Origin of the sequence: Brenneria sp. L4-2C (assembly GCF_040240335.1) — a bacterium.
Taxonomy (GTDB): domain Bacteria; phylum Pseudomonadota; class Gammaproteobacteria; order Enterobacterales; family Enterobacteriaceae; genus Brenneria.
Genome location: NZ_JBEIAC010000008.1, coordinates 23,547 through 47,772 on the forward strand (window position 1 = coordinate 23,547; position 24,226 = coordinate 47,772).

General features: G+C 53.7%; 23 protein-coding genes. 10 read left to right on the forward strand and 13 right to left on the reverse strand.

The window, feature by feature from the left end; translation table 11 throughout:
* Positions 1–114: 114 nt before the first annotated feature.
* On the reverse strand, positions 115–879 hold the full coding sequence (pdhR, locus tag ABRZ26_RS13180) for a pyruvate dehydrogenase complex transcriptional repressor PdhR (RefSeq protein WP_319604595.1): 765 nt from the start codon (positions 877–879) through the stop codon (positions 115–117).
* Positions 880–1,522: 643 nt separating this feature from the next.
* On the opposite strand from pdhR, the gene ABRZ26_RS13185 reads away from it, so the two are divergent.
* Positions 1,523–2,881 (forward strand): amino acid permease, encoded by a 1,359-nt coding sequence (locus ABRZ26_RS13185; protein WP_319604596.1) that lies wholly within the window; start codon positions 1,523–1,525, stop codon positions 2,879–2,881.
* A gap of 56 nt (positions 2,882–2,937) precedes the next feature.
* Here ABRZ26_RS13185 and ampE read toward each other — a convergent pair whose 3' ends face one another.
* Both ampE and ampD read right to left on the reverse strand, forming a co-directional pair.
* A complete protein-coding gene (gene ampE / locus ABRZ26_RS13190; protein WP_319604597.1) occupies positions 2,938–3,792 on the reverse strand; it encodes a beta-lactamase regulator AmpE in 855 nt (284 codons plus the stop codon).
* Positions 3,789–4,364: a 1,6-anhydro-N-acetylmuramyl-L-alanine amidase AmpD gene (gene ampD, locus ABRZ26_RS13195; protein WP_319604598.1), complete on the reverse strand. Its 576-nt coding sequence runs from the start codon at positions 4,362–4,364 to the stop codon at positions 3,789–3,791. The genes ampE and ampD overlap by 4 nt, the downstream gene beginning before the upstream one ends.
* 408 nt (positions 4,365–4,772) lie before the next feature.
* On the opposite strand from ampD, the gene ABRZ26_RS13200 reads away from it, so the two are divergent.
* The 5 genes from ABRZ26_RS13200 to hofC all read left to right on the forward strand — a co-directional run bounded on the left by ABRZ26_RS13200 (position 4,773) and on the right by hofC (position 10,094).
* Positions 4,773–5,636 carry a nucleoside-specific channel-forming protein Tsx gene (locus ABRZ26_RS13200; protein WP_319604599.1) on the forward strand — a complete coding sequence of 288 codons (864 nt, stop codon included), beginning with the start codon at positions 4,773–4,775 and terminating at the stop codon, positions 5,634–5,636.
* Positions 5,637–5,841: 205 nt separating this feature from the next.
* On the forward strand, positions 5,842–6,732 hold the full coding sequence (nadC, locus tag ABRZ26_RS13205; protein WP_319604600.1) for a carboxylating nicotinate-nucleotide diphosphorylase: 891 nt from the start codon (positions 5,842–5,844) through the stop codon (positions 6,730–6,732).
* A 265-nt stretch (positions 6,733–6,997) separates the two neighbouring features.
* Positions 6,998–7,444 (forward strand): prepilin peptidase-dependent pilin, encoded by a 447-nt coding sequence (ppdD, locus tag ABRZ26_RS13210; protein WP_319604601.1) that lies wholly within the window; start codon positions 6,998–7,000, stop codon positions 7,442–7,444.
* Between the two features lie 2 nt (positions 7,445–7,446).
* Complete coding sequence (gene gspE / locus ABRZ26_RS13215) at positions 7,447–8,889, forward strand: type II secretion system protein GspE (protein ID WP_319604602.1); 1,443 nt, start codon at positions 7,447–7,449, stop codon at positions 8,887–8,889.
* On the forward strand, positions 8,889–10,094 hold the full coding sequence (hofC, locus tag ABRZ26_RS13220) for a protein transport protein HofC (protein ID WP_319604604.1): 1,206 nt from the start codon (positions 8,889–8,891) through the stop codon (positions 10,092–10,094). The genes gspE and hofC overlap by 1 nt, the downstream gene beginning before the upstream one ends.
* A 121-nt stretch (positions 10,095–10,215) precedes the next feature.
* Here hofC and ABRZ26_RS13225 read toward each other — a convergent pair whose 3' ends face one another.
* Positions 10,216–11,256: a GMP reductase gene (locus tag ABRZ26_RS13225; protein ID WP_319604605.1), complete on the reverse strand. Its 1,041-nt coding sequence runs from the start codon at positions 11,254–11,256 to the stop codon at positions 10,216–10,218.
* A gap of 174 nt (positions 11,257–11,430) precedes the next feature.
* Here ABRZ26_RS13225 and coaE point away from each other — a divergent pair, with 174 nt between their 5' ends.
* The 3 genes from coaE to yacG all read left to right on the forward strand — a co-directional run bounded on the left by coaE (position 11,431) and on the right by yacG (position 13,081).
* Entirely contained in the window at positions 11,431–12,057 is a 627-nt protein-coding gene (gene coaE, locus ABRZ26_RS13230; RefSeq protein ID WP_319604606.1) for a dephospho-CoA kinase, read from the forward strand.
* Positions 12,050–12,802, forward strand: a complete 753-nt coding sequence (gene zapD, locus ABRZ26_RS13235; protein ID WP_319604607.1) for a cell division protein ZapD — start codon at positions 12,050–12,052, stop codon at positions 12,800–12,802. Before coaE ends, zapD begins: the two co-directional genes overlap by 8 nt.
* An 81-nt stretch (positions 12,803–12,883) precedes the next feature.
* On the forward strand, positions 12,884–13,081 hold the full coding sequence (gene yacG / locus ABRZ26_RS13240) for a DNA gyrase inhibitor YacG (protein WP_319604608.1): 198 nt from the start codon (positions 12,884–12,886) through the stop codon (positions 13,079–13,081).
* 39 nt (positions 13,082–13,120) lie between these two features.
* On the opposite strand, the gene mutT is transcribed toward yacG, so the two are convergent.
* The 3 genes from mutT to secM form a co-directional block, all read right to left on the reverse strand.
* Positions 13,121–13,516 carry an 8-oxo-dGTP diphosphatase MutT gene (gene mutT / locus ABRZ26_RS13245; RefSeq protein ID WP_319604772.1) on the reverse strand — a complete coding sequence of 132 codons (396 nt, stop codon included), beginning with the start codon at positions 13,514–13,516 and terminating at the stop codon, positions 13,121–13,123.
* A 69-nt stretch (positions 13,517–13,585) separates the two neighbouring features.
* Entirely contained in the window at positions 13,586–16,288 is a 2,703-nt protein-coding gene (gene secA / locus ABRZ26_RS13250; protein ID WP_319604609.1) for a preprotein translocase subunit SecA, read from the reverse strand.
* A 98-nt stretch (positions 16,289–16,386) separates the two neighbouring features.
* The gene (gene secM, locus ABRZ26_RS13255; protein WP_319604611.1) at positions 16,387–16,899 is read right to left on the reverse strand and encodes a secA translation cis-regulator SecM; all 513 of its coding nucleotides are present in this window, start codon (positions 16,897–16,899) and stop codon (positions 16,387–16,389) included.
* Between the two features lie 28 nt (positions 16,900–16,927).
* Here secM and ABRZ26_RS13260 point away from each other — a divergent pair, with 28 nt between their 5' ends.
* The gene (locus ABRZ26_RS13260; protein WP_319604612.1) at positions 16,928–17,455 is read left to right on the forward strand and encodes a DUF721 domain-containing protein; all 528 of its coding nucleotides are present in this window, start codon (positions 16,928–16,930) and stop codon (positions 17,453–17,455) included.
* 11 nt (positions 17,456–17,466) lie between these two features.
* On the opposite strand, the gene lpxC is transcribed toward ABRZ26_RS13260, so the two are convergent.
* The 6 genes from lpxC to murC all read right to left on the reverse strand — a co-directional run bounded on the left by lpxC (position 17,467) and on the right by murC (position 24,199).
* A complete protein-coding gene (gene lpxC, locus ABRZ26_RS13265; RefSeq protein WP_319604773.1) occupies positions 17,467–18,384 on the reverse strand; it encodes a UDP-3-O-acyl-N-acetylglucosamine deacetylase in 918 nt (305 codons plus the stop codon).
* Between the two features lie 102 nt (positions 18,385–18,486).
* A complete protein-coding gene (gene ftsZ, locus ABRZ26_RS13270; protein ID WP_319604613.1) occupies positions 18,487–19,638 on the reverse strand; it encodes a cell division protein FtsZ in 1,152 nt (383 codons plus the stop codon).
* A 68-nt stretch (positions 19,639–19,706) separates the two neighbouring features.
* Positions 19,707–20,963: a cell division protein FtsA gene (gene ftsA / locus ABRZ26_RS13275; RefSeq protein WP_109052476.1), complete on the reverse strand. Its 1,257-nt coding sequence runs from the start codon at positions 20,961–20,963 to the stop codon at positions 19,707–19,709.
* Positions 20,960–21,808 carry a cell division protein FtsQ gene (ftsQ, locus tag ABRZ26_RS13280; protein ID WP_319604614.1) on the reverse strand — a complete coding sequence of 283 codons (849 nt, stop codon included), beginning with the start codon at positions 21,806–21,808 and terminating at the stop codon, positions 20,960–20,962. The genes ftsA and ftsQ overlap by 4 nt, the downstream gene beginning before the upstream one ends.
* A gap of 1 nt (position 21,809) precedes the next feature.
* Complete coding sequence (locus ABRZ26_RS13285) at positions 21,810–22,730, reverse strand: D-alanine--D-alanine ligase (RefSeq protein ID WP_319604615.1); 921 nt, start codon at positions 22,728–22,730, stop codon at positions 21,810–21,812.
* 8 nt (positions 22,731–22,738) lie between these two features.
* On the reverse strand, positions 22,739–24,199 hold the full coding sequence (gene murC / locus ABRZ26_RS13290; RefSeq protein WP_319604616.1) for a UDP-N-acetylmuramate--L-alanine ligase: 1,461 nt from the start codon (positions 24,197–24,199) through the stop codon (positions 22,739–22,741).
* Positions 24,200–24,226: the final 27 nt, after the last annotated feature.

The window sequence follows — 24,226 nt, forward strand, 5'->3', positions numbered from 1 at the left end:
GTTTGTTGGAGCCTGTCTTCCTGTGCTCTGAACCCGCTATAATCCGAGTAAAACACATGAAGACAGGCTCGTGTCGTAGTCGCCGTATTCAACGTCCCCAAATATAAAGGACGCTCAATCCTTGCGTTGCTGGAGCCGGCGCAATGACCTTTCTCGTCGGCTATTTTCCCGGTTAAGATCCAGCAATACTTCCTCAATAAACGCCAGATGACGATGTGATGCTTCGCGCGCCTTCTCAGGCTCGCGGGCAACAATCGCCTCAAAAATCCCGGCGCGATGAACGCTCACCTGCGCCAGCACTTCCCGGCTTAGATAAAGCAATTCAAAATTCTGTCTGACATTCTGTTCAAGCATCGGTCCCATACAGCGTAGCAGGTGCAACAGCACCACATTATGGGTCGCCTCTGTTACGGCTATCTGATACTGCATCACCGCTTCCGATTCCGCCGCCAAATCGCCCGCGTCTCTGGCCTGCTGAGTCACCGCGTGGCAATCGCGGATACGTTGCAAATCCGACTCGGTGCCGCGCAGGGCCGCGTAATAGGCGGCGATGCCTTCCAGCGCATGACGGGTTTCCAGCAGATCGAATTGTGATTCAGGGTGATTGCTCAGCAACGCGACCAGCGGATCGCTGACGCTTTGCCATAGATTGGCCTGCACGAAAGTGCCGCCGCCCTGTCGGCGCAAAAGTAATCCTTTGGCTTCCAGGCGTTGAATGGCTTCTCTCAGAGAAGGGCGGGAGACATCGAACTGTTTGGCCAGTTCACGCTCCGGGGGCAGTTTCTCGCCGGGGCGCAAGGTTCCCTCAAGGATCAGAAACTCCAGTTGCTGCTCAATCACATCTGATAGTTTGGGCTGACGGATCTTGCTGTATGCCATGGTGAATTCATCTCTGCGAATGGCGCGGAGTCAATTGGTAATACCAATTTCAAAAACGTGACGCTAAAGTAACAAATTATTCACCTTCTGTCCATAAGGACGTTGAGCAAAATTACCAATCCCCCCAGATTTTAACAAATGCGGCCGCAATGTAAGGCAAAGTAAAAGCACACCGGTGGTCTTACCATTAATTCCGCCACCTGAATTTTAACTTTCATGAAACGAAAACCGAGCGATGCTGAACCGTTTAAACATCAATAAAAATTCATTTAATGTGATTTTTTATTCAAAAAACAGATCGGCGACGAGGTGTTTTCCCGTGCGATTCCGCCGCTTATCGGGCTACTTCACGACAAAAAGGTAAAGCTAAGCGAAAAACGGCGCGCCAAAAACCGTCCCTGGCGTTCGGAATGGCCAACTGCTGTGTGAGACATTGATGCGGCTATAATTTTTCTATGTAGGCCAGCAAGAAATCAGTGCAATCTTGTTGGCTTGCCACTATTCTCTGACAAACGATAGCGGCGAGAGAATATTAGTTTGCGCGTTATCGTAAATATAAAATTACACAAACGTAACCGCATAAATGCGCGGCGCTTCTCAGGAGGCAGTTCGTTTTTGTCAACAACGGCAGAGGGTTAAATTAATGGATGGTCAACAACAAGACGGAGCGTTAAAACGTGGTTTAAAAAACCGTCATATTCAGTTGATTGCCCTGGGTGGCGCAGTGGGAACCGGGCTTTTTCTCGGTATTGCTCAAACGATCAAAATGGCCGGACCGTCGGTCATATTGGGATACGCCATAGGCGGGCTGATCGCCTTTCTTATCATGCGCCAACTGGGAGAAATGGTGGTAGAGGAACCGGTTGCGGGTTCTTTCAGCCATTTTGCTTATAAATATTGGGGCAACTTTGCCGGTTTTGCCTCCGGCTGGAACTACTGGGTGCTGTATGTGCTGGTCGCCATGGCGGAACTGAGCGCCGTGGGAATTTATGTTCAGTACTGGTGGCCCGATATCCCCACCTGGGTTTCCGCCGCCGTTTTCTTCCTGGTGATTAATGCCATCAATCTGGCGAACGTCAAAATTTACGGCGAGATGGAGTTCTGGTTCGCCATCATCAAAGTGACGGCCATTATCGGCATGATCGTATTTGGCGGCTGGCTATTGATTAGCGGCACCGGCGGTCCGGAAGCGACCGTCACCAACCTGTGGGCGCAGGGCGGCTTCTTCCCCAACGGAGCGACCGGGCTCTTAATGGCGATGGCGGTGATCATGTTCTCATTCGGCGGGCTGGAGCTGGTCGGCATCACCGCGGCGGAAGCGGATGACCCGGAAAAAAGCATTCCACGCGCGACTAATCAGGTTCTTTACCGCATCCTGATCTTTTATATCGGTTCGCTCTCCATTCTGCTGTCGCTTTACCCGTGGGGGAAAGTCGTGGAAGGCGGCAGCCCCTTTGTGCTGATCTTCCATGAGTTGAACAGCAACGTGGTGGCGACCGTATTGAACATCGTGGTTCTGACCGCGGCGCTGTCGGTATACAACAGCTGCGTTTATTGCAACAGCCGTATGCTGTTCGGTCTGGCCCATCAAGGCAACGGGCCAAAAGAACTGAAAACGGTCGACGCCCGCGGCGTGCCGGTGGTGGCGATTGGAGTTTCCGCCCTGGCCACCGCGTTCTGCGTACTGATCAATTACCTGATCCCCGGCAAAGCGTTTGAACTATTGATGGCGCTGGTGGTTTCCGCGCTGGTGATAAACTGGGCGATGATCAGTCTTGCCCACCTGAAGTTCCGCGCGCAGAAAGACCGCGAAGGGACGGTGACCAAGTTTAAAGCGCTGCTTTATCCGCTGGGCAACTATATCTGCCTGCTGTTCCTGGCCGGTATTCTGGTCATCATGTATCTGACGCCGGGCATTCGCATTTCCGTATTATTGATCCCGGTATGGCTGATTATTCTGGGCATTGGTTATGCGATTAAACAGAAAAACCAGGTGAGTTAATTCAGCTTACACCGCAAAAATGGCCGATATCCTCGGCCATTTTTTTCCGTTTCGCTTTACACCAGCGCCCCATAAATCGTTAGCAACGCCACCACCACCACCAACGTCAACGTGACTTTTTTCGCCAGCGCCACCGCGGCCTTCGGCGTTTCAACGGGGTCGATATGCGGTTCACGCGCCAGCGAGAATTGCGCCAATTGGGTCAACACCCAATATTGCGAATTACGGTAGTCGCCAAGCGAGGCAAACCATGCCGGCAGCGCCTTCTCGCCATGTCCCAACAGCGCATAAGCCACGCCGGCCAGACGCACCGGGATCCAGTCCAGCCAATGCAACAAGGAATCCACGCCCGACTGCGCACGCGCCAGCGGCGTATGATGGCGTGCCAGCCAGGTCTGCCAGGCACGTAAAAAAGCATAGCCCGCCACAGCGACAGGGCCGTAAGAACCTGCCACGGTAAACCAAAACAAGGGCGCCAAATAAAAGCGAAAGTTAATCCATAGCAGGGCGTTCTGAAGTTCTTTTAACCGTTCCTGTTCGCCTGCGCCGACGGGTAAACCGTGAATTAAGGCCAACTCCGAGGCCATTTCCTGACTGGCGCCGGCTTCGCCGTTCCCGGCCGCTTGCAGATAGCGGCGATAATGCTGGCGGACGCTCCCCGCGCCGATGCACATCAGACCAATCACCACCCACAGCAGCAAGAGAATCAGACCAAACAACAGCCCGCCGGCCAGCCATAGCAGGACCGCCGATACCCCCATGCAGCACAGCGTCAGAAACAGGGTTTGCAATAAAGAAGGCGAGGAGAGATGACGAAACACCGCTTCAAGCCGGTGATCCAATTGCCAATGCTCACCCAGCTTGAACAGACGCTCCCACGCCAATACCAGCAACAATGTAAACAGCGTCATCGTTTTATACTCCCTTCGTTCTCTATCCCGTTTTCCTGTAACAGACGGTGATAACAATCCCAATCGAAAGCCGGCCCCGGATCGGTTTTACGTCCGGGGGCGATATCGCTGTGTCCGGTAATGCGCGCCGGGGTAATGGGGTATGCGTTCATCAGCATTCCTGTTATCGCCACCAACTGAGAATATTGTTCAGTAGTAAAAGGTAACGTATCCGTTCCTTCCAGTTCGATGCCGATGGAAAAATCGTTACACCGCTCGCGCCCGGCAAACGCAGAAACGCCGGCATGCCAGGCCCGCTGATGAAAAGGTACGTATTGAATAATTTCCCCATCGCGGCGAATCAGGCAGTGCGCGGAAACGCGTAAATGACAAATATCGGCAAAATAAGGGTGCGCCGTCGGATCCAGCGTCGCTGTAAACAGTTGATCGATGTAAGGCCCGCCGAATTCCCCCGGCGGCAAACTGATATTGTGGATAACCAGCAGAGAAGGCGATTCATCGTCGGGGCGACGATCACAATGTGGGGAAGGAATATGTTTTATCTCGGATAACCAGCCATTTTCCAAAAGCATCGGCGATAACCTCGCATCATGTCGTTTGCCGGGCTGAATCTGGCGCGCGAAGCGAAATGCGGTTTAACCAGAATGCGCCGGTCAACAGAGTACCATGTTTCTCAACATCATGCCTAACCGGCTGGATACAAAAAGGTTTTATTGGTTCCCCCGCCGATCATGGCAAGACGGTAAATCGAAATTAACACACGGCCTTCGCGCCAGACCTCCCCTCTTCCCATAAAAAAATAGTGATACGCATCACAATTTTAATGCAACAAACCGAAGACATTAATTAACTAACGCGCACTGCATCAATTTTTATTTACAATAACGACATAAAATGACAAACATTTATCATTCATAACAAAAACCTATGCAACAACAACCGACATCACAACACACTTTGCCAACAATACGGAAATTAACATGAAAAAAACTTTCGCCGCAGGCGCTTTGGTCGCCTTGTCCTACAGCGTGCCGGCTCTCGCTGACGAGAATAAACCAGAGTATCTTTCCGACTGGTGGCATCAAAGCATCAACGTGGTGGGAAGCTACCACACCCGCTTCGGACCTCAGTTAAACAATGATGTCTATCTGGAATATGAGGCGTTCGCCCGCAAAGACTGGTTCGATTTTTACGGCTATGTCGATGTCCCCAAATTCTTCGGCGTGGGAAACTCGCATGACCGCGGCGCCTGGGACGATGGCTCGCCGCTGTTCGTGGAAATTGAACCACGCTTTTCCATCGATAAGCTGACGGGCGTCGACCTTGGCGTCGGCCCTTTCAAAGAGTTGTATGTCGCCAACAATATCATTTACGACCACGGGCGCAGCAGTGATTCGCGGCAAAGCACCTGGTATGTGGGATTGGGCAACGATATCGATACCGGCACCGACTTATCGCTTTCCACCAATATCTATGCCAAATACCAGTGGAAGAACTATGGCGCCGGTAATGAAAACGAATGGGACGGCTACCGTTTCAAAGTGAAATACTTCTATCCGTTAGGATCGCTGTGGGGCGGCAACGTCACGTATATCGGTTTCACCAACTTTGATTTCGGATCAGACCTGCGCAATAAAGACGGCCGGTCGCGTACCGGTAACTTCATCGCCTCCAGTCATATTCTGTCGCTGGGTTACGACCACTGGCACTACGCCGTCGCCGCCCGTTATTTCCACAACGGCGGACAGTGGGCGGACGGCGCCGAGCTGAATTTCGGCCAGGGGCCATTTGAAGTGAAATCAACCGGCTGGGGTTATTACCTGGTGGTGGGCTACAACTTTTAAAGCGATTCACCAGGCCTGACCTGATGCAACCAGGGCGCGGGGAAGACGCCTTCCCCGCCGCCAATCCCATCCCATCGTACTGACGGATCCCCCCGTCATCGACAAAATGATTTAATCTATTGAATTAAAACAATTATTCATTCTGGATGTCGTCACATAAACAAGGTAGCATAGAACCCCGAATCCCCCCTTCGGAGCTTTTGTGATGACAACGCGTCGCTACAGTCAGGAACAACGCCAGATCGATCTGCGCAATCGTATTGCGCAGGATATTCCCGCCAGCGTCCGGCTAGCGTTAAGTGAAGATTTAGGCGGCGTGGTCGATGCCTCGCAAGATATCACCGCACGATTGTTGCCGGATAACCCCCAGGCTCATGCCCGTATTATCACCCGTGAAGCCGGTATCTTCTGCGGCAAACGCTGGCTTGAGGAAGTTTTTGCTCAACTTGGCGGGACAACGTCCATAACCTGGCGCGTCGCCGATGGCGATGCCATCGCGCCCGACCAAATCCTGTGCGATATCGCCGGCCCGGCCAAACAGCTGCTGACCGGGGAACGTACCGCGCTGAATTTCCTGCAAACGTTGTCCGGCGTGGCAACGGAGGTCAGCCATTACGCCGCGTTGCTGCAAGGCACCGGCACCCGGTTGCTGGATACCCGAAAAACCATTCCGGGATTGCGCACCGCGCTGAAATACGCCGTGTCATGCGGCGGCGGCAATAACCACCGGCTTGGTTTAGCCGATGCCTTTTTGATCAAGGAAAACCATATCATCGCGGCCGGCTCAATCCGACAGGCGGTGGAAAAAGCCCTTTTACTGCGCGACGATGTGCCGGTGGAAGTGGAGGTGGAATCACTGGATGAACTGCGACAGGCGTTGGATGCCGGCGCGGATATCATCATGCTGGACAATTTCAGTCTGGAAAAAATCCGTGAAGCGGTAAGCATCGTCCAGGGGCGCGCGCTGCTGGAAATCTCCGGCAACGTCACGATCGAGACGCTGCGCGATTATGCGCAAACCGGCGTGGACTATATTTCCGTCGGCGCACTGACCAAGCATATCCGCGCGCTGGATTTATCGATGCGCTTTATCTGACGGCTGTTTTGCTATAGCCCCCCGGCGCAGGGGGCTTTGCCGTAAGAAAACCACGGCTATTTTTTCACCTCTTTCGCTATGGCGAGCATATCGACGCCTGCAAATTGCAAAAGCCCTCGCAAAAACCAGTCAATAATCGATAAATCCCCTATTCTTCTCCGCACCGTATTCCGCTTTTCATCATCGCCTGTCGCCAGCCGTCGTCATGTTTTCTATCTTGTCGCTACACGCAACATCGACCAATAGACAACAGGGAAAAGCGACAATGGGCAAACAACAGGGGTTCACGCTGGTTGAATTGATGATCGTCATCGCGATTGTCGCGATCCTCAGCGCAATAGGCGTACCGGCCTACCAGGGCTATCTGCAAAAGGCCGCGATGACCGATATGCTGCAAACGATGGCGTCATATAAAACCGCCGTCGACCTTTGCGGACTGGAAAACGCGGCTTTCTCAACCTGCAATGCGGGTAATCAGGGTATTCCCGGCAGCAAATCCTCACGTTATGTCAGCACGGTAAGCGTTAGCCAGGGCATCATCACCTTAACCGGGCAATCCACGTTAAAAGGGTTGAGCGTCGTATTGACGCCGGTGTGGGATACCAGCACCAGCACATCGCGCTGGACTAAAAATTGCGTTACCGAAAGTAAAACAGACAGCCTGCAAACCGCCTGTCAGGATGTTTTCCGTTTTGACAATACGCCGAGTTAACCATGGACGACGCAGAGCATCTCACCCATGAATTACAGATACTGTGCCGGCGCTATCACGCATTGCTGCTGAACATGGATGAACAAACGTTGTCGGTGGCGGTCAGCGGCGCCCCTTCGGCGGACATGCTCGCCGCGCTGCGTTTTGCCGGCAACCGGCAGATTTTGCTTGAACAGTGGCCGCAGGCCAGAATGGAGCAACAGCTCAATCCGGTAAAAACCGTGGCAGAGCCCACGGAGGATTACCATGCCGAGCCAGAAGATCATATCAACGACGAAGATACGCCGGCGGTTCATTTTATTAATCAAACATTACGCCTGGCGATTCAACGTCGCGCATCCGATATTCATTTAGAGCCGTTGCTGACTCAGTATCGCGTCCGTTTACGCATCGACGGCGTATTACAGGAAATATCGCCCCCGCCGGCCGAACTGAGCACGCGTATTACCGCCCGGCTGAAAATCATGGGTAAGCTGAATATCGCCGAGCGGCGATTGCCGCAGGATGGGCAGTTCAGTCTCACGCTGGATCAGCAGGTCTATTCGTTACGCATTGCGACACTGCCCGTGCAACATGGGGAAAAAGTAGTGCTGCGCGTCCAGCAAACGCAACAGCAAGAGCTGGCGCTGGCTAAACTGGGGCTTTCAGACGGCGATCTGGCCCGACTGATCCGGGTGCTCGGCATGCCGCAGGGCATGATCCTGGTAACCGGCCCTACCGGCAGCGGCAAAACCGTCACGCTATACAGCGCCATTCGCTGGCTGAACGATGTCAGCCGCAATATTTGCAGCGTGGAGGATCCCATTGAAATCCCGCTGCCGGGGATCAATCAGACGGCGATCAACCCTAAAGCGGATCTGGATTTCAGCAGGATACTACGCGCGATGTTGCGTCAGGATCCGGACGTGATCATGGTCGGCGAGATCCGCGATGCCGAAACCGCGGAAATTGCCGTTAAAGCGGCGCAAACCGGGCATTTGGTGATGTCCACGCTGCACACCAACTCCGCGGTGGAAACGCTGACCCGGCTGAGCCACCTCGGCATACCGGGCTACCTGATCGCCGCGGCCCTGAAACTGGTGATATCCCAACGCCTGGTGCGTCGTCTGTGTCCTCACTGTAAAACGCCGGCCGAACCGCTATCTCAGCTGCCGGCGGAACTGTGGCGCGGTCCGTTGCGGCACTGGCAGGCCAAAGGCTGTAGTCACTGTTTGTCCGGTTACTATGACCGTATCGCCATCTATGAATTCCTGGTGATTACGCCCGCGCTACAGCAGGCATTGGCCGATAACGCGAACAACAACCGACTAGCGCGGCTCGCGCGCGAATCAGGCTCGATCACCCTGCTGGCGGCCGGCTTAGCGCTGGTCAATCAAGGCGTGACGTCGATAACAGAAATCTATCGCATTGCCGGCGCAGGCGTTTTGGATCAGGGGGCGGCGTGATGAGATGGGAACGCCTCTATTACTGGCAGGCGCTGACTCAGGAAGGAACATTGCTCCACGGCGAGATGATTAGCGCTCAACGACAACAGGCCTATACCCGTTTAATTATTCAGGGGTATCAGCCCCTGTCATTGAAAACAGGCCAATATCTGTCGCCGCGTTACTGGAAGGGAGAACAGCTCAATGAACTTATCAAACAACTGGCCATGCTTTTACACGCGGGGCTTCCCCTGCTGGAAGCCCTTAAGCTGATGGCTGAGCAGCATGAGCGTCCGGGCTGGCGTTGCATACTAACAGAGATTAGCGTCCAGATCGCACAAGGGAAATCACTGTCTGAGACGTTAGCGACGTATCCGCATATTTTCCCCGTCATCTATCGTTCCCTGATCGCCGTCGGTGAGCTGACGGGCAACCTTGATGAATGCTGCTTTCAATTGGCCCGACAGCAGGAGCGAAGATCCCGGTTACAGCAACAGGTGATCAAAGCGCTGCGCTATCCCTGCTTCGTATTGATCATTGCGTTGCTGGTCAGCGTCCTGATGCTCACCCTGGTGTTACCGGAGTTTTCCAGCCTGTATGCATCTTTCGACACGCCGCTGCCCTGGTTTACCCAACAATTACTGTCGCTGTCGCAGGGACTCGCCGACTATGGTCTGGCGGGCTTGATCCTCACTTCCGCCGGTGCGGCGGGCTATATCAGCTTACGCCGGCGCAGACGCGGCTGGCGGGAAAAAGAACAGGCTTGGTTGCTCAGGTTGCCCGTCATCGCGAATCTGATCCGCGGTAACTGCCTAAGCCAGATATTTCAGATACTGGCGATGACGCAGCACGCGGGGCTGACATTGCCGGCTGGATTGGATGCCGCGGCGACGATCCATCACCCCGTTTACCAGCGCGCTATTCAATGGATCCAAACAGAGATTCACCAGGGCGTCACGCTGAATCATGCGACACAACGCTATGCAGCCCTCTTCCCGCCGCCTTGTCAGCAGCTTATCCGCGTCGGCGAGGAAACCGGGGAATTGGATACGTTGTTTACGCAGTTGGCGCAGTGGTATGAGCGAAAAACGCGCCAGCAGGCGGAAACGCTGATGCAAACGCTGGAGCCGGTCATGATGCTGATTGTCGGGGGGATGGTGGGCGCTCTGGTTATCGGCATGTACCTGCCGATTTTTCAACTGGGCAATGTATTGGCCGGAGCCTGAACCAGCCAATACCCTCCTTCATCCATACCGCCATCGGCCAACAAAACCCGATAGCGGCCCCTCATCCTGCAAATGGCCGCAATGTCGATTTTCACGCGACTTGCAGAATGAGGGCGGGAAATCAGCTATTGAAAATGCGATTTTCCTGCTCGGCAACGCGGATAAACGTGGTGCGTTTAGTCAGTTCCTTCAAACGGGATGCGCCGACATAGGTACAGGCGGAGCGCAACCCACCCAGAATATCCCGCACGGTATTCTCAACCGGCCCGCGCAGCGGCAGTTTGACCGTTTTCCCTTCGGCGGCGCGATACTCCGCCACGCCGCCGACATGACGCTCCATCGCCGACGCGGAGCTCATGCCATAGAACAGCATCATTTTTTCGCCATTCTCTTCAACAATGGTGCCTTCACACTCATCGTGTCCGGCCAGCATGCCGCCCAACATGACGAAATCCGCCCCGCCGCCAAAGGCCTTGGCGATATCACCGGGAACGGAACAACCGCCGTCGCTGACGATCTGTCCGCCCAGGCCGTGCGCGGCATCGGCGCACTCGATAACGGCGGACAACTGAGGATAGCCAACGCCGGTCTTCACCCGGGTGGTGCAGACGGATCCCGGACCAATACCGACCTTCACAATATCGGCGCCAGACAAAATCAGCTCTTCGACCATTTCCCCCGTCACCACATTCCCCGCGCAAATGACTTTATCCGGGCAGGCTTCACGCGCTTTTTGCAGAAAGGTGACAAAATGCTCCGAATACCCATTGGCGACATCGATACAAATAAACTTCAGTTCCGACGACAGCGCCAGAATCTGCTTGAGTTTGATGAAATCAGCTTCCGAGGTACCGGTTGAGACCATCACATGGCGTAGCACGGACACGGATGCGCGTTGCACGAAAGCAGCCCATTGCTCCACCGAATAATGCTTGTGGACTGCCGTTAATACGTCAAAGGACGCCAACGCCTCCGCCATGCCAAATGTCCCGACGGTATCCATATTGGCGGCGATAACCGGCACGCCGGACCAGTCGCACCCGGCGTGGAGAAAAGTGAATTGCCGCTCAAGCTCAACATCAGAACGGCTTTTGAGAGTAGAGCGTTTGGGTCGGATGAGAACGTCTTTAAAGCCTAACTTTAAATCTTCTTCAATACGCATGAGCTTTGGATTCCTGGCTAGTGGCGACGATTCGCAAAAATTGCGAGCGATAAGATTAATGCCATTCCCAGTGACGTTATCATACGCAGGAATAATCCTGCGGCAAGACTGCGAATTTTCCTTTATTTGCGATAAAATCAGATAAATTTATCCATTAACTTTAAAAATCGGCATATGACCTATATCGTAGCCTTAACCGGCGGTATCGGCAGTGGGAAAAGCACGGTAGCCGATGAGTTTGCCAAACTTGGGGTAACCATCATTGATGCGGATATCATTGCGCGTCAGGTCGTTGAACCCGGAAAACCCGCGCTGGACGCCATCAAACACCGATTTGGCGACAATATCCTTAACGCTGATGGTTCTTTGCATCGTGCGGCGTTACGTCAAAAAATCTTTTCCTCTCCGGAGGACAAACAATGGGTGAATAGCCTGCTACATCCATTAATTCACGCACAGACGCAGTCTCAAATTCAAGCATCGACCGCCCCCTATGTATTGTGGGTTGTGCCATTACTGATAGAGAACGATTTACAACAACATGCTCAACGTGTTCTGGTTGTCGACGTGAACCGGGACACGCAGCTTGAACGTACGCTGGCGCGGGACGGCATCAGTCGACAACAAGCTGAAAACATACTGGCGGCCCAGGCTACGCGGGAACAACGCCTGGCTCATGCCGATGATATTATTGATAATAACCGTAGCCAAAGAGAGCTTGCTTCATGCGTTGCGCAATTGCATCAACGTTATCTTGAGCTCGCCGCCTCAGCCGCTAACAGGATTACTAAGAATGAGTGACGCATCCTCAACCATTTTGTTTGAATATCCGTTAAACGAGAAAATGCGTACCTGGTTGCGTATCGAGTCGTTGTTACAGCAGTTGCATCGCAACCATTCCCTCACTGATATGGGAAGCGCGTTGACGTTCTTTCGCGCCATTGCCGATCTGATGGACGTATTGGAACGCGGGGACGTTCGTACCGAACTGTTGAAAGAGCTGGAACGCCAGCAACAGAAGTTATTGCAATGGAGTAACGTGCCGGGTGTCGATATGGAACGTATCCATGCTCTGCGCCACCAGTTGAAGGAACATGCAACGGTACTGATGGCGGCGCCGCGTATGGGACAAATATTGCGCGAAGACCGCCTGATCGGCATGGTTCGCCAACGGATAAGCATACCGGGGGGATGTTGCAGTTTCGACTTGCCGACCCTGCATATCTGGCTCTATCAGCCACAGGAACTGCGCGAACAGTTGGTGGCGGGCTGGCTTGACTCATTGGCGCCGTTGAAGACATCGCTGACGATGATACTGGAGTTGATTCGTCATTCTGCGCCATTCCGCCCGCAAATTAGTCTGAACGGTTTCTTTCAGGATAATGCGTCAGACGCCGATCTTCTGCGCTTACGTATCGATTTGGCCCTTCAACTTTACCCACAAATATCTGGTCATAAAACGCGCTACGCCATCCGTTTCCTGGCGTTGGATAGCGAGAACGGACAAATTCCACAACGCCTGACGTTTGAACTGGCCTGTTGTTAATCATTTTTAAACAGTTAATCAGAATATACCCTATCGATTTCAACGCAACCATTTGAAAGATAAAAGGTATAGGAGAACCCCATGGATAATGACGTAACCATCGTAAAATGCCCGACCTGTAAAAAACCGGTCGAATGGAGCGAAAAAAGTATATATCGCCCGTTTTGCAGCAAACGCTGCCAGCTTATCGATCTGGGGGAATGGGCGGATGAAGAAAAACGTATCCCCAGTGACGATATCATTTCAGACAGCGAAGAGTGGAGCGAATCTCAGCATTAAAACACATGGCGACCGATTGCAACCGTCTGATTTTAAAAGTTAATGTGATTTCAACCAGCGGATCATTTCCGCATTCGCTGGTGGGAATTCATCTTCAGACAGCTCCTCCACCCGCAGCCAGCGAGAAGCCTGCCCTTCGCGGCCATACGGCTCACCCCGCCAATGCTCCACCAGAAAGAAATGCAGCGTTATCATACGTTCCGGCGTGGAGAACGTTTTATTGCCCAACGGCTGCGGATTTTCCGCTTCGATGCCGGTTTCCTCGCGCAGTTCGCGAATCAATGCCTGCTCCGGCGTTTCTCCCGCTTCAACTTTCCCACCGGGAAACTCCCACATACCGGCCATATGCACACCCGCGGGGCGACAGGCAATAAAGTACTTTTGCTCGGCATTACGGATAATACCCACCGCAACGGATAACTGTTTTTGCTCCATCATACGTCCTATCAAGTAAAAGGCGATCTCTGCGACCGCCTTTATATTATCGCTCAATTCAACGATCGGTTATTTCTGTAAACGACCGTGGCACTGCTTATATTTTTTCCCGGAACCGCAAGGACAGGGATCGTTACGACCAATCTTGCGGTCGGCATGAACAGGCGCGCCGGCGGTCTGGCCGGCCTCCTCCTGGTGACTCAGCTGCTGCTGGCGAGCCAGGCGTTCCGCTTCTTCACGACGCTGTTGTTCCAGCGCCTCAATCTCTTCCGGCATGCGGACCTGCACCTTGCTCAGCGTGCTGATCACTTCATATTTCAGCGATTCCAGCATAGCGGCAAACATGGCGAAAGACTCACGTTTATACTCCTGCTTGGGATCCTTCTGCGCATAGCCGCGCAGGTGAATCCCCTGACGCAGATAGTCCATTGCCGCCAAATGCTCTTTCCACAGGGAGTCCAGCGTTTGCAACATAACGCCTTTCTCAAAGTTGCGCATCACTTCGCTGCCCACAACCTCTTCTTTACGCTGATATTCTTCAATCGCCTGTTGCAGAATGCGCTCACGCAGCGTCTCTTCGTGTAGCTCGGGTTCTTTATCCAGCCATTCTTTAATCGGCATATCCAGATCGAAGTCGTTTTTCAGACGCTGCTCCAGACCTTCGGTATCCCACATTTCTTCCAGAGATTGCGGCGGAATGTAGCTATCGATCGTCACCTTGAAGACATCTTCGCGAATGCTGTTAATGGTTTCGCTAATATCGGAAACGTCCAGCAGTTCGTTACGCTGAGAGTAAATCGCCCGGCGCTGATCGTTGGCGACATCATCATATTCAAGCAACTGCTTACGAATATCGAAGTTACGACTTTCCACCTTGCGCTGCGCGTTGGCGATCGCCTTCGTTACCCAGGGATGCTCAATCGCCTCGCCGGGTTTCATACCCAGTTTACGCATCATGTTGGAGACACGGTCGGAAGCAAAGATACGCATCAACGCATCTTCCATCGACAGATAGAAACGCGACGACCCCGCATCCCCCTGACGACCGGAACGACCACGGAGCTGGTTATCGATACGACGGGATTCATGGCGTTCAGTACCAATGATATGCAAACCGCCTGCCGCCAGTACCGCATCATGACGTGTCTGCCATGCGGCTTTAATCTCGGCTATCTGCGCCTCATCCGGGTTTTCCAGTCGGGCGATTTCCGTCTGCCAACTGCCCCCCAGCACGATATCGGTACCACGACCGGCCATGTTGGTGGCGATGGTTACCGAGCCGGCTTGCCCCGCCTGCGCAATGATATCCGCTTCCATAGCGTGGAATTTGGCGTTCAACACATTGTGCTTGATGCCCGCTTTTTCCAGCGCCTGAGACACCACCTCCGACTTCTCGATGGAAATCGTCCCTACCAGCACCGGCTGCCCTTTTACGGAGCGCTCTTTGATATCCTCAATGATGGCGTCAATCTTCTCGCTCTCGGTCATATAGACCAGATCGGGCAGATCTTTACGAATCATCGGGCGGTTGGTTGGAACCACAATGGTATCCAGCTTATAAATAGAACTAAATTCAAAGGCTTCGGTATCCGCCGTACCGGTCATCCCGGCCAGTTTTTCATACAGGCGGAAATAATTCTGGAAAGTGATCGACGCTAATGTCTGGTTTTCATTCTGAATAGCGACGTTTTCTTTCGCTTCCACCGCCTGGTGTAAACCATCGGACCAGCGACGCCCCTGCATGGTACGTCCGGTGTGTTCATCCACGATGATGACTTCACCATCCTTCACAATGTAATCCACATCACGCGCGAACAGCACATGAGCGCGCAAAGCCGCGGTGACATGGTGCATCAGCATGATATTGGCCGGCGAGTACAGCGACTCGCCTTCATCCATGATGCCTTCTTTCACCAACAGCTCTTCAACCAACACCAGACCACGTTCGGTCAGGTTAACCTGACGCGATTTCTCATCAACCGAGAAATGCCCTTCGCCGTGGAAAGTATCTGAATCCTCTTTCTCCTGACGGATCAGGTGGGGAATAATTTTGTTAACCCGGATATACATCTCAGAACTGTCTTCCGCCGGACCGGAAATAATCAGCGGGGTACGGGCTTCATCGATCAGGATGGAGTCGACTTCATCCACCAACGCATAATACAGCTTACGTTGCACGCGTTCTTCCGGGCTGAAAGCCATGTTGTCGCGCAGGTAGTCAAAACCATATTCGTTGTTGGTGCCGTAAGTGATATCGGCGGCATAGGCCTCGCGCTTGGCAGGCGCCGGCATGCCCGGCAGGTTAATCCCCACCGTCAGGCCCAGAAACTCAAACAGCGGACGGTTATTTTCCGCATCACGCTGCGCCAGATAATCGTTCACCGTCACCACGTGAACGCCGCGGCCGGTCAAAGCATTAAGATAGGCCGGCAGCGTCGCCGTCAGCGTTTTACCTTCACCGGTACGCATCTCGGCGATACAACGCTCATTCAGCACCATCCCGCCGAGTAACTGAACGTCGAAGTGACGCATTCCGAACACGCGTTTGCTCGATTCGCGCACCACGGCAAAAGCTTCCGGCAGCAAACCGTCCAATGATTCGCCTTTTTTCAGACGCTCACGGAACTCATCCGTTTTGGCTTTCAGTTCATCGTCCGAAAGCTTTTCCATATCAGGTTCCAGACGATTAATAATATCAACTTTCTTGCGCATACGGCGCAGGGTTCGTTCGTTACGGCTACCAAAAATTTTTGTTAATATATTCATGACCATAATAAATTTAATCTCACAAATGCCACTCATCCAGTGGCTGCACAACATCAAAAAACCGGGAAAAAGTCCTACCGCTGTTAATTATCAATCAATATTTTTCAGCAATGGAAATAGGGACCGGCTCGAATGCCGCGAACCTGGGCCAGCCAGATCCCGGTCTGATGCTGCGTAAGGGGAAAAGCGGAGATTCGCCCTGTCTGGCGAATAATGGTAGGTGGTTTCTCTTCGCGCGTTAACAGCGCATTGAGCGTATCCAGCAACACCAGAGAGTGCGGAGGTAAATCATCAACCTGCTGCGCGTTTATCTGCTGCGGCGCGGTCAGTGCAAAAGAGAGATGACGGATGACCGTACGGATGGCATGCTGGTGCCAGTAGTCCACAGCAAAAGAAGAGCGACGCTGCGCTTCTTTCAACGCCACTAAATCGGTAAGGCTGAGCGATACGCTGTGCTGGCGGCTGACGCTGGAAGAGGAATCAGGTAACGGAACCATCTTCTGCGACGCATTCAGACTGTTGGGCAAGCCAAGGCTTGCCGCGACCATCCCCAATAGGAGATGCGGCCAGAAATAACGTCTGCCAAATTGTCGCCAACGATTTAGAATACCGATCACTAGTTTAACGTCCGTCGGAGCCTGATTTATGCGTGATAGCCGCCCACAATCACTGGAATCTCTGTTTGATAGCGCATCGGGTGCGGGTACTGGCCCACTGCGTGATGTGCAGCAGCGCGCTATCGCGTTATTAAAACTCAACCGGGCGGTGCGTGGCATCCTTCCCGCACAGTTACACCCCTGGTGCCGCGTCGCCAACTATCGGCAGGGGCTGTTGGTTTTGGAAACCGCCAACGCTAACTGGTTGATGCGGTTACGTTATGAACAGCCAGCGTTGCTCTCTGCATTACGCGCCCAAATATTACCATCATTGGCCTCAATCGACATCAGGATTAATCCCGCGCTCGCCGCAAAAGGGCATGAAATGGTGAAAAGTCGTGATATCACCACGCCTGATCAGGCAGATCAACGGCCATTGCGTCAGTTGAGTGAACAAAGTGCGGAAACATTAAGAGGTTTGGCGAGTCACAGCCCGGAGAAACTACGCAAGATACTAGAACGACTGGCTTCGCTGGCCGGAGAGAGTACCAGTAAAACCAGTCGTAATAAGAAATAACGACTTATACGTTAAGCCAGAACGGTCGACGGTGCTTTAAATGCCAACGGCATTTCCGCATCGTCTTCGAACGTCACGTATTCCCACGCTTCCTGCTTCGCCAACACCGCCTGCAACAGTTTGTTGTTCAAGGCATGTCCTGACTTGAATGCAGTAAACGCGCCGATGATATTGTGGCCGCACATGAACAGATCGCCGATGGCGTCCAGCATTTTATGGCGTACAAATTCATCTTCGAAACGCAGTCCGTCTTCGTTCAGCACGCGGTAATCATCTACGACTATCGCACAATCGAAACTGCCGCCCAGGCACAACCCACGAGACTGCAAATATTCGATATCACGCATAAAACCGAAGGTACGCGCACGGCTTATCTGACGCACGAAAGCATCGGCAGAAAAGTCCAGACGATAACGCTGAGAACCCGCATCAATAGCCGGATGGTTGAAATCGATGGTGAAATCCAGGCTAAAGCCGTTAAACGGCGTCAGTTCAGCCCATTTATCGCCATCTTCAACCCGTACAGGCTGTTTGATACGCACGAATTTCTTGGCGCTGTTCAGTTCTTCAATACCGGCATCCAGCAGCAGGTATACAAAAGGACTGGCGCTACCGTCCATAATTGGAATTTCCGGTGCATTCACTTCAATGACAATATTGTCAATGCCTAACCCCGCCAGCGCGGCGTTAAGGTGTTCCACCGTAGAAATACGCACGTCATGCTCATTAACCAGGCAAGTACAGAGCATGGTATCACGCACGGATTTTGCATCAGCCGGAAAATCAACCGGTGGATTCAAGTCAGTGCGACGATAGATGACCCCGGTATTTGCCGGTGCAGGACGCATGGTCAGGGTGACTTTCTTGCCGGTATGCAAACCGACCCCTGTCGCCTGAACAATACGTTTTAATGTACGTTGTTTGATCATCATTTTATCTCGCATGTTACTGAACCTACCGACCTAGCATACACTAGGCTCGGTGGTACAGTTTAGCACAAAGAGCGGAGATTCCAACGTTATGAGACGGTATTAATCCGCCTGCTTACGCAGAAACGCCGGGATATCCAGGTAATCCGGCTCTTTATTCGTCTGCGGATTCTGGTCGTTAACCACTTTCGCCGCCGGCTTTTCCTGCGTCAGCGGCGTCATGCCATGCTGCTGATAGCGATGATCCATAACCGGCTGACTGGACTGCTTATTCGTCACCAGCGTAATTTCCGGACGCTTGTCCATCCCAATACCGGTAGCGACGACAGTGACGCGCAATTCGTCGTTCATTTCCGGATCGAGCGAAGTACCGATAACCACCGTCGCGTTGTCAGAGGCGAATGCACGGATGGTGTTACCCACCGTTTCGAACTCATCCAGACGCAGATCGAAACCGGCTGTGATGTTAACCAGCACGCCGCGCGCGCCGGACAGGTCGATATCTTCCAGCAGCGGACTGGAGATCGCCATTTCAGCGGCTTCTTCCGCACGGTCTTCGCCGCGCGCCACGCCTGAGCCCATCATGGCATAACCCATTTCGGACATCACGGTGCGCACGTCGGCAAAGTCGACGTTCATCAGACCGGGACGGGTAATCAGTTCGGCAATCCCCTGAACCGCGCCTTTCAAGACATCGTTCGCGGCGCCGAATGCATCCAGTAAGGAGATACCGCGCCCCAGAACTTTCAGCAGTTTATCATTCGGAATAGTGATCAGGGAGTCGACGTGTTTGGATAGCTCGGCGATGCCCTGCTCGGCAAATGCCATACGCTTTTTGCCTTCGAAGTTGAAAGGCTTGGTCACCACGGCAACCGTCAGAATGCCCAGGTCTTTCGCCACTTCAGCGACTACCGGCGCAGCGCCCGTCCCGGTACCGCCGCCCATGCCCGCGGCGATAAACACCATATCGGCGCCTTCAAGCGCCGTACGCAACGCTTCACGGTCTTCTTCCGCTGAATTCCGGCCGACTTCCGGGTTGGCGCCGGCACCCAGACCTTTGGTGATGCCGCTGCCGATCTGAATGGTTTGACCGACCGCGGTCTTACGTAATGCCTGCGCATCGGTATTCACTGCAAAGAACTCAACGCCTTCGATGCGCTCACGCACCATGTGTTCGACGGCGTTGCCGCCGCCGCCGCCAACGCCGATGACTTTTATCACCGCGTCGTTGGTTAATTCCATTGGTTCAAACATAGTTTCTCTCCGCTTTGTGCCTGTAACTGCGAGATCATAAACTGTGCTAAATGATCTCTTTGATAAAATTAAAATTCTTTCCTCAGCCAGCTATTGATTCTTTTGAACCAGTTGCTCACTGAAGCGCGTTTTTCGACTTCATGCTCACCACCGAGGTGAGACTCCTTGCCGTAATGCAGTAACCCGACAGCCGTGGAGTAGTAAGGTTCCTGCGCATAATCCGTCAGACCTGTAATATTTAGTGGCTGGCCGATGCGCACCTGAGTGTGGAACACTCGCTGTGCGCAGGCCGCCAGTCCGTCTATCTGCGCCGCACCGCCGGTAAGCACGATACCTGCCGCCAGGTGGTGTTTAACGCCTTGTTGACGTAACTGCTCCTGCAACTGTAAAAGTTCGTCGTTCACCAAATTCAACAGTTCGGTGTAACGCGGTTCAATCACTTCCGCCAGCGTCTGCCGTTGCAAACTGCGCGGCGGGCGCCCCCCTACGCTGGGAACCTCGACATTTTCGTCTTTGCCGACAATCGCGCCCAATGCGCAGCCGTGACGGACTTTTATCGCTTCGGCATCCGTCGGCGGCGTACCAAAGGCATAGGCGATATCGCTGGTTACCACGTTACCCGCGTAAGGGATAACTTTGGTATGCCGCAAGGCGCCGCCGGTATAGACCGCAATATCCATCGTGCCGCCGCCGATGTCGACGACGCAAACGCCCAGCTCACGCTCATCTTCCGTCAATACCGCGTAGCTGGACGCCAAACCGGCGAAAATCAGCTGATCCACTTTCAGACCGCAACGTTCGACGGCCTTGACGATATTCTTCGCCATATCGTTATGGCAGGTAATCAGGTGAACCTTCGCCTGCATACGCACGCCGGATAATCCGACCGGATTTTTAATCCCTTCCTGGTAATCAATCGCATACTCTTGCGGAATCACATGCAGAACGCGGTGTTCATCGCGCACGCGCACGGACTTGGCCGTATGCACCACGCTTTCCACATCCTCCTGCGTGACTTCCTCTTCTGAAATAGGCACCATCCCTATCTCATTCTGGCAACTGATATGTTTGCCGGAGAGCGCCAGATATACCGAGGAAATCTGGCAATCCGCCATCAGTTCAGCCTGGTCAATCGCGCGCTGAACGCATTTGACGACCGATTCAAGATCGTTAACGCCGCCTTTATCCATACCGCGAGACGGACAACTGCCCACGCCGATAATATTGACCATGCCATCGGGCAGAACCTCCCCTACCAGCGCAGCCACCTTTGCCGTACCGATTTCCAGCCCAACTACCAGTTTTCTGTCCGTCGACTTGATCATTGTTGTTTAGCCTGTGTCTGATTCTGATTACTGTTCTGTTGCTGATCAATGTGTTGCTGTTCAAACAAGGCCGCCCCCCAGCCTACCGCCGCACCAGAGTCATAACGCAGATCGACATAGTTGATACGTTTGTTATCGCTCTGTGCCTGACGTTGCAACAGCGGATAAAGCTCGATAAAACGATCTAAACGCCTGGCCCGATCGTCCCGTCCCAGTTCAAGACGGGTATCGTCATTCAATCCCAGTTGCCATGAATGACGCGCGCTCATCGCAACCATTTTCAAGGTAAACTTGCCTGCCGCCAGCACCTGACTCATGGTCCGATATCCTTCCAGCACTTCTTTTTCACTGCCTTCCGGGCCGTACAGCAACGGCATTTTACGATTACCGATGCGCTCGGCCGGTACGCTGAAAGCGTTCCCGTCATTATCAACCATGAACAGATCATTCCAACGCGCCGCCGGAACATATTCAACCAGATGAATCTTCAATTCATCCGGCCACTGCTTACGCACGCTGGCCTGCTTGATCCACGGCAGACGTTCAATCTGCTGTTGGATCACGTTGACATCCTGCGTCATAAAGGTTCCCGGCGAACCCAACGCTAAAATCGCCTGACGAATATCGTCGTTGGTGGTGTATTGCCTTTCACCGGTCACCACCAGTCTGGAGAGCGGCAGACGACTGGCGTCCTTCATCCACTCGACGACCATCCAGCCCCCCCAGACGATCGTCCCTATCACCATCAGCAGGAAAATCAATCCCGCCAGTTGGCCTCCGTTACTGCGACGCGCCCCGCGAGTCTCATGTTCTCGTCCACGCGTATTCAACGCTGCCTGCGACATATCAGTCAGCCAACTCCAGAATCCGGGCAACCAGTTGTGAGAACGTCATGCCGCGCTGACGAGCCGCCATCGGCACCAGACTATGGCTGGTCATTCCCGGAGAGGTGTTGACCTCCAACAGATAAAAAGCCCCGTCGCCGTCCATCATCAGATCCACCCGGCCCCAGCCGCTGCAATCCAGCGCACGGTAAGCCGCCATCGACAGATCGGCCAACGCCTGCTCTTTTTCCGATGACAGACCGCTTGGGCAAAAGTACTGTGTTTCATCCGACAGATATTTCGCTTCGTAGTCGTAAAACGTACCCGCGGCCTGGATACGGATAGACGGCAGCACCTCGTCGCCAAGGATGGCAACCGTGTACTCCGGGCCGCTGAGCCATTTTTCCACCAGCACCTCGTCGTCATGACGAAACGCCTCTTCCAGCGCGGCAGGCAGATCTGCTATCTCATTCACCTTGCTCATGCCGACGCTGGAGCCTTCGCGGCTTGGCTTCACAATCAACGGCGTGCCTAAATGCGCGAATTTTCCCGGCAGCTCATCCGGAGCGATCGCGGAAAACGCTTGCCGACTCAGGGCGACATAAGGCGACACCGGCAACCCCAACGCCTGCCATACCTGCTTGGTGCGCAGTTTGTCCATCGTCAGCGCGGACGCCATCACCCCGCTGCCGGTATAGGGCAGTTGTAAAAATTCCAGCAGCCCCTGCAAAGTCCCGTCTTCGCCGCCGCGGCCATGCAGCGCGATAAAAACTTTAGTGAACCCTTCATCCTTGAGATGCGTCACCGGAAACTCGCGCGTATCGATAGCGTGGGCGTTAATCCCCGCTTCTTGCAAACCTGCCAGCACCGCCTGACCTGAAAGCAACGACACGTCACGTTCGGCAGAGGTTCCACCAAGCAATACGGCAACTTTCTCTGTCATGATGTTCCTCATTCACTTATCTGCGGCTGTAACCTGGAATCAGCCAGTTTCCGCGCCAGCTTGCCGATATTGCCAGCCCCTTGCACCAAAACCAGATCCCCATCACGTAGCGCCTGTGACAACAACTCAGGCAAAGTATCCACGTCAGTCACTAAAATCGGATCAATCTTACCGCGTCCCCGGATAGTGCGGCATAACGACCGGCTATCCGCCCCCGGTATCGGCGATTCGCCCGCCGAATAAACATCCAGCATCAACAACACATCCACCTGCGACAGCACATGGGCAAAGTCATCATATAAATCGCGAGTACGCGTATAACGGTGCGGCTGAAAAATCATCACCAGACGTTTGTCCGGCCAGCCTGCGCGCGCAGCCTTGATGGTCGCATCGACTTCGGTCGGATGGTGTCCGTAGTCATCCACCAGCATGGCGCTGCCGCTTTGACCGTTAACCAGTTCCAACGGGTATTCACCCAGAAAATCGAACCGCCTGCCGGTTCCTTCAAATCGCTCCAGCGCACGCAGGATCGATTCATCGTCTATGCCTTCATCCGTCGCGACGGCAACGGCGGCCGCGGCGTTTAACGCGTTATGACGCCCCGGCGAGTTCAGCGTCACATTCAGCAGCGGTTTATCCTGGCGCGCCAGGGTGAAATGCCCCTGCGCGCCGACCTGCCGATAGCTGGCGATGCGCACATCGGCATCGTCGCTAAAGCCGTAGGTGGTGATATGACGCCCGACCCGAGGCAACAACTCGCGGATGACATCATCGTCCACGCACATCACCGCCCGACCGTAAAACGGCAAATTATGCAAAAAGTTAATAAACGTCTGTTTCAGGTTTTCAAAATCGCCCTGATAGGTATCCATATGGTCGGCTTCGATATTGGTTACAATCGCCGCCATCGGTTGCAAATGCAGGAACGAGGCGTCGCTTTCGTCCGCTTCGGCAATCAGATATCTGCTGGAACCCAGACGCGCATGCGTTCCCGCCGCCTTGACCAAACCACCGTTCACGAATGTCGGATCCAACCCGGCCTCGGCATAAATGCTGGCGACCATGGCCGTGGTCGTGGTTTTGCCGTGCGTTCCCGCAACGGCGATGCCGTGACGAAAACGCATTAACTCGGCCAGCATCTCAGCCCGGCGAATCACCGGGATACGCGCTTCATGCGCCGCCACAATCTCCGGGTTGTCGGCGGAAATGGCGCTGGAGACCACGACCACGCTGGCATTCAATACGTTTTCAGCTCGGTGGTGAAAATAAATCTGCGCCCCCAGTTCACTCAACTGTTGAGTCACGGCATTCGGCGCCAGATCGGACCCGCTAATCTCGTAGCCTTCATTAGCCAACACTTCGGCGATACCGCCCATGCCGGCACCACCAATGCCGACAAAGTGGATGTGCCGGACGCGATGCATCTCGGGCACGATTGAACGCAGTTTCGCCAGTTGTTGAGTATTCACTTTTTTCTATCGCTACCTTATTTAATC

Excerpts from the sequence above, each read along its gene's own strand:
- pdhR (WP_319604595.1), bottom strand. The coding sequence starts at position 879 with ATGGCATACAGCAAGATCCGTCAGCCCAAACTATCAGATGTGATTGAG.
- ABRZ26_RS13185 (WP_319604596.1), top strand. The coding sequence starts at position 1,523 with ATGGATGGTCAACAACAAGACGGAGCGTTAAAACGTGGTTTAAAAAAC.
- ampE (WP_319604597.1), bottom strand. The coding sequence starts at position 3,792 with ATGACGCTGTTTACATTGTTGCTGGTATTGGCGTGGGAGCGTCTGTTC.
- ampD (WP_319604598.1), bottom strand. The coding sequence starts at position 4,364 with ATGCTTTTGGAAAATGGCTGGTTATCCGAGATAAAACATATTCCTTCC.
- ABRZ26_RS13200 (WP_319604599.1), top strand. The coding sequence starts at position 4,773 with ATGAAAAAAACTTTCGCCGCAGGCGCTTTGGTCGCCTTGTCCTACAGC.
- nadC (WP_319604600.1), top strand. The coding sequence starts at position 5,842 with ATGACAACGCGTCGCTACAGTCAGGAACAACGCCAGATCGATCTGCGC.
- ppdD (WP_319604601.1), top strand. The coding sequence starts at position 6,998 with ATGGGCAAACAACAGGGGTTCACGCTGGTTGAATTGATGATCGTCATC.
- gspE (WP_319604602.1), top strand. The coding sequence starts at position 7,447 with ATGGACGACGCAGAGCATCTCACCCATGAATTACAGATACTGTGCCGG.
- hofC (WP_319604604.1), top strand. The coding sequence starts at position 8,889 with ATGAGATGGGAACGCCTCTATTACTGGCAGGCGCTGACTCAGGAAGGA.
- ABRZ26_RS13225 (WP_319604605.1), bottom strand. The coding sequence starts at position 11,256 with ATGCGTATTGAAGAAGATTTAAAGTTAGGCTTTAAAGACGTTCTCATC.
- coaE (WP_319604606.1), top strand. The coding sequence starts at position 11,431 with ATGACCTATATCGTAGCCTTAACCGGCGGTATCGGCAGTGGGAAAAGC.
- zapD (WP_319604607.1), top strand. The coding sequence starts at position 12,050 with ATGAGTGACGCATCCTCAACCATTTTGTTTGAATATCCGTTAAACGAG.
- yacG (WP_319604608.1), top strand. The coding sequence starts at position 12,884 with ATGGATAATGACGTAACCATCGTAAAATGCCCGACCTGTAAAAAACCG.
- mutT (WP_319604772.1), bottom strand. The coding sequence starts at position 13,516 with ATGGAGCAAAAACAGTTATCCGTTGCGGTGGGTATTATCCGTAATGCC.
- secA (WP_319604609.1), bottom strand. The coding sequence starts at position 16,288 with ATGGTCATGAATATATTAACAAAAATTTTTGGTAGCCGTAACGAACGA.
- ABRZ26_RS13260 (WP_319604612.1), top strand. The coding sequence starts at position 16,928 with ATGCGTGATAGCCGCCCACAATCACTGGAATCTCTGTTTGATAGCGCA.
- lpxC (WP_319604773.1), bottom strand. The coding sequence starts at position 18,384 with ATGATCAAACAACGTACATTAAAACGTATTGTTCAGGCGACAGGGGTC.
- ftsZ (WP_319604613.1), bottom strand. The coding sequence starts at position 19,638 with ATGTTTGAACCAATGGAATTAACCAACGACGCGGTGATAAAAGTCATC.
- ftsA (WP_109052476.1), bottom strand. The coding sequence starts at position 20,963 with ATGATCAAGTCGACGGACAGAAAACTGGTAGTTGGGCTGGAAATCGGT.
- ftsQ (WP_319604614.1), bottom strand. The coding sequence starts at position 21,808 with ATGTCGCAGGCAGCGTTGAATACGCGTGGACGAGAACATGAGACTCGC.
- ABRZ26_RS13285 (WP_319604615.1), bottom strand. The coding sequence starts at position 22,730 with ATGACAGAGAAAGTTGCCGTATTGCTTGGTGGAACCTCTGCCGAACGT.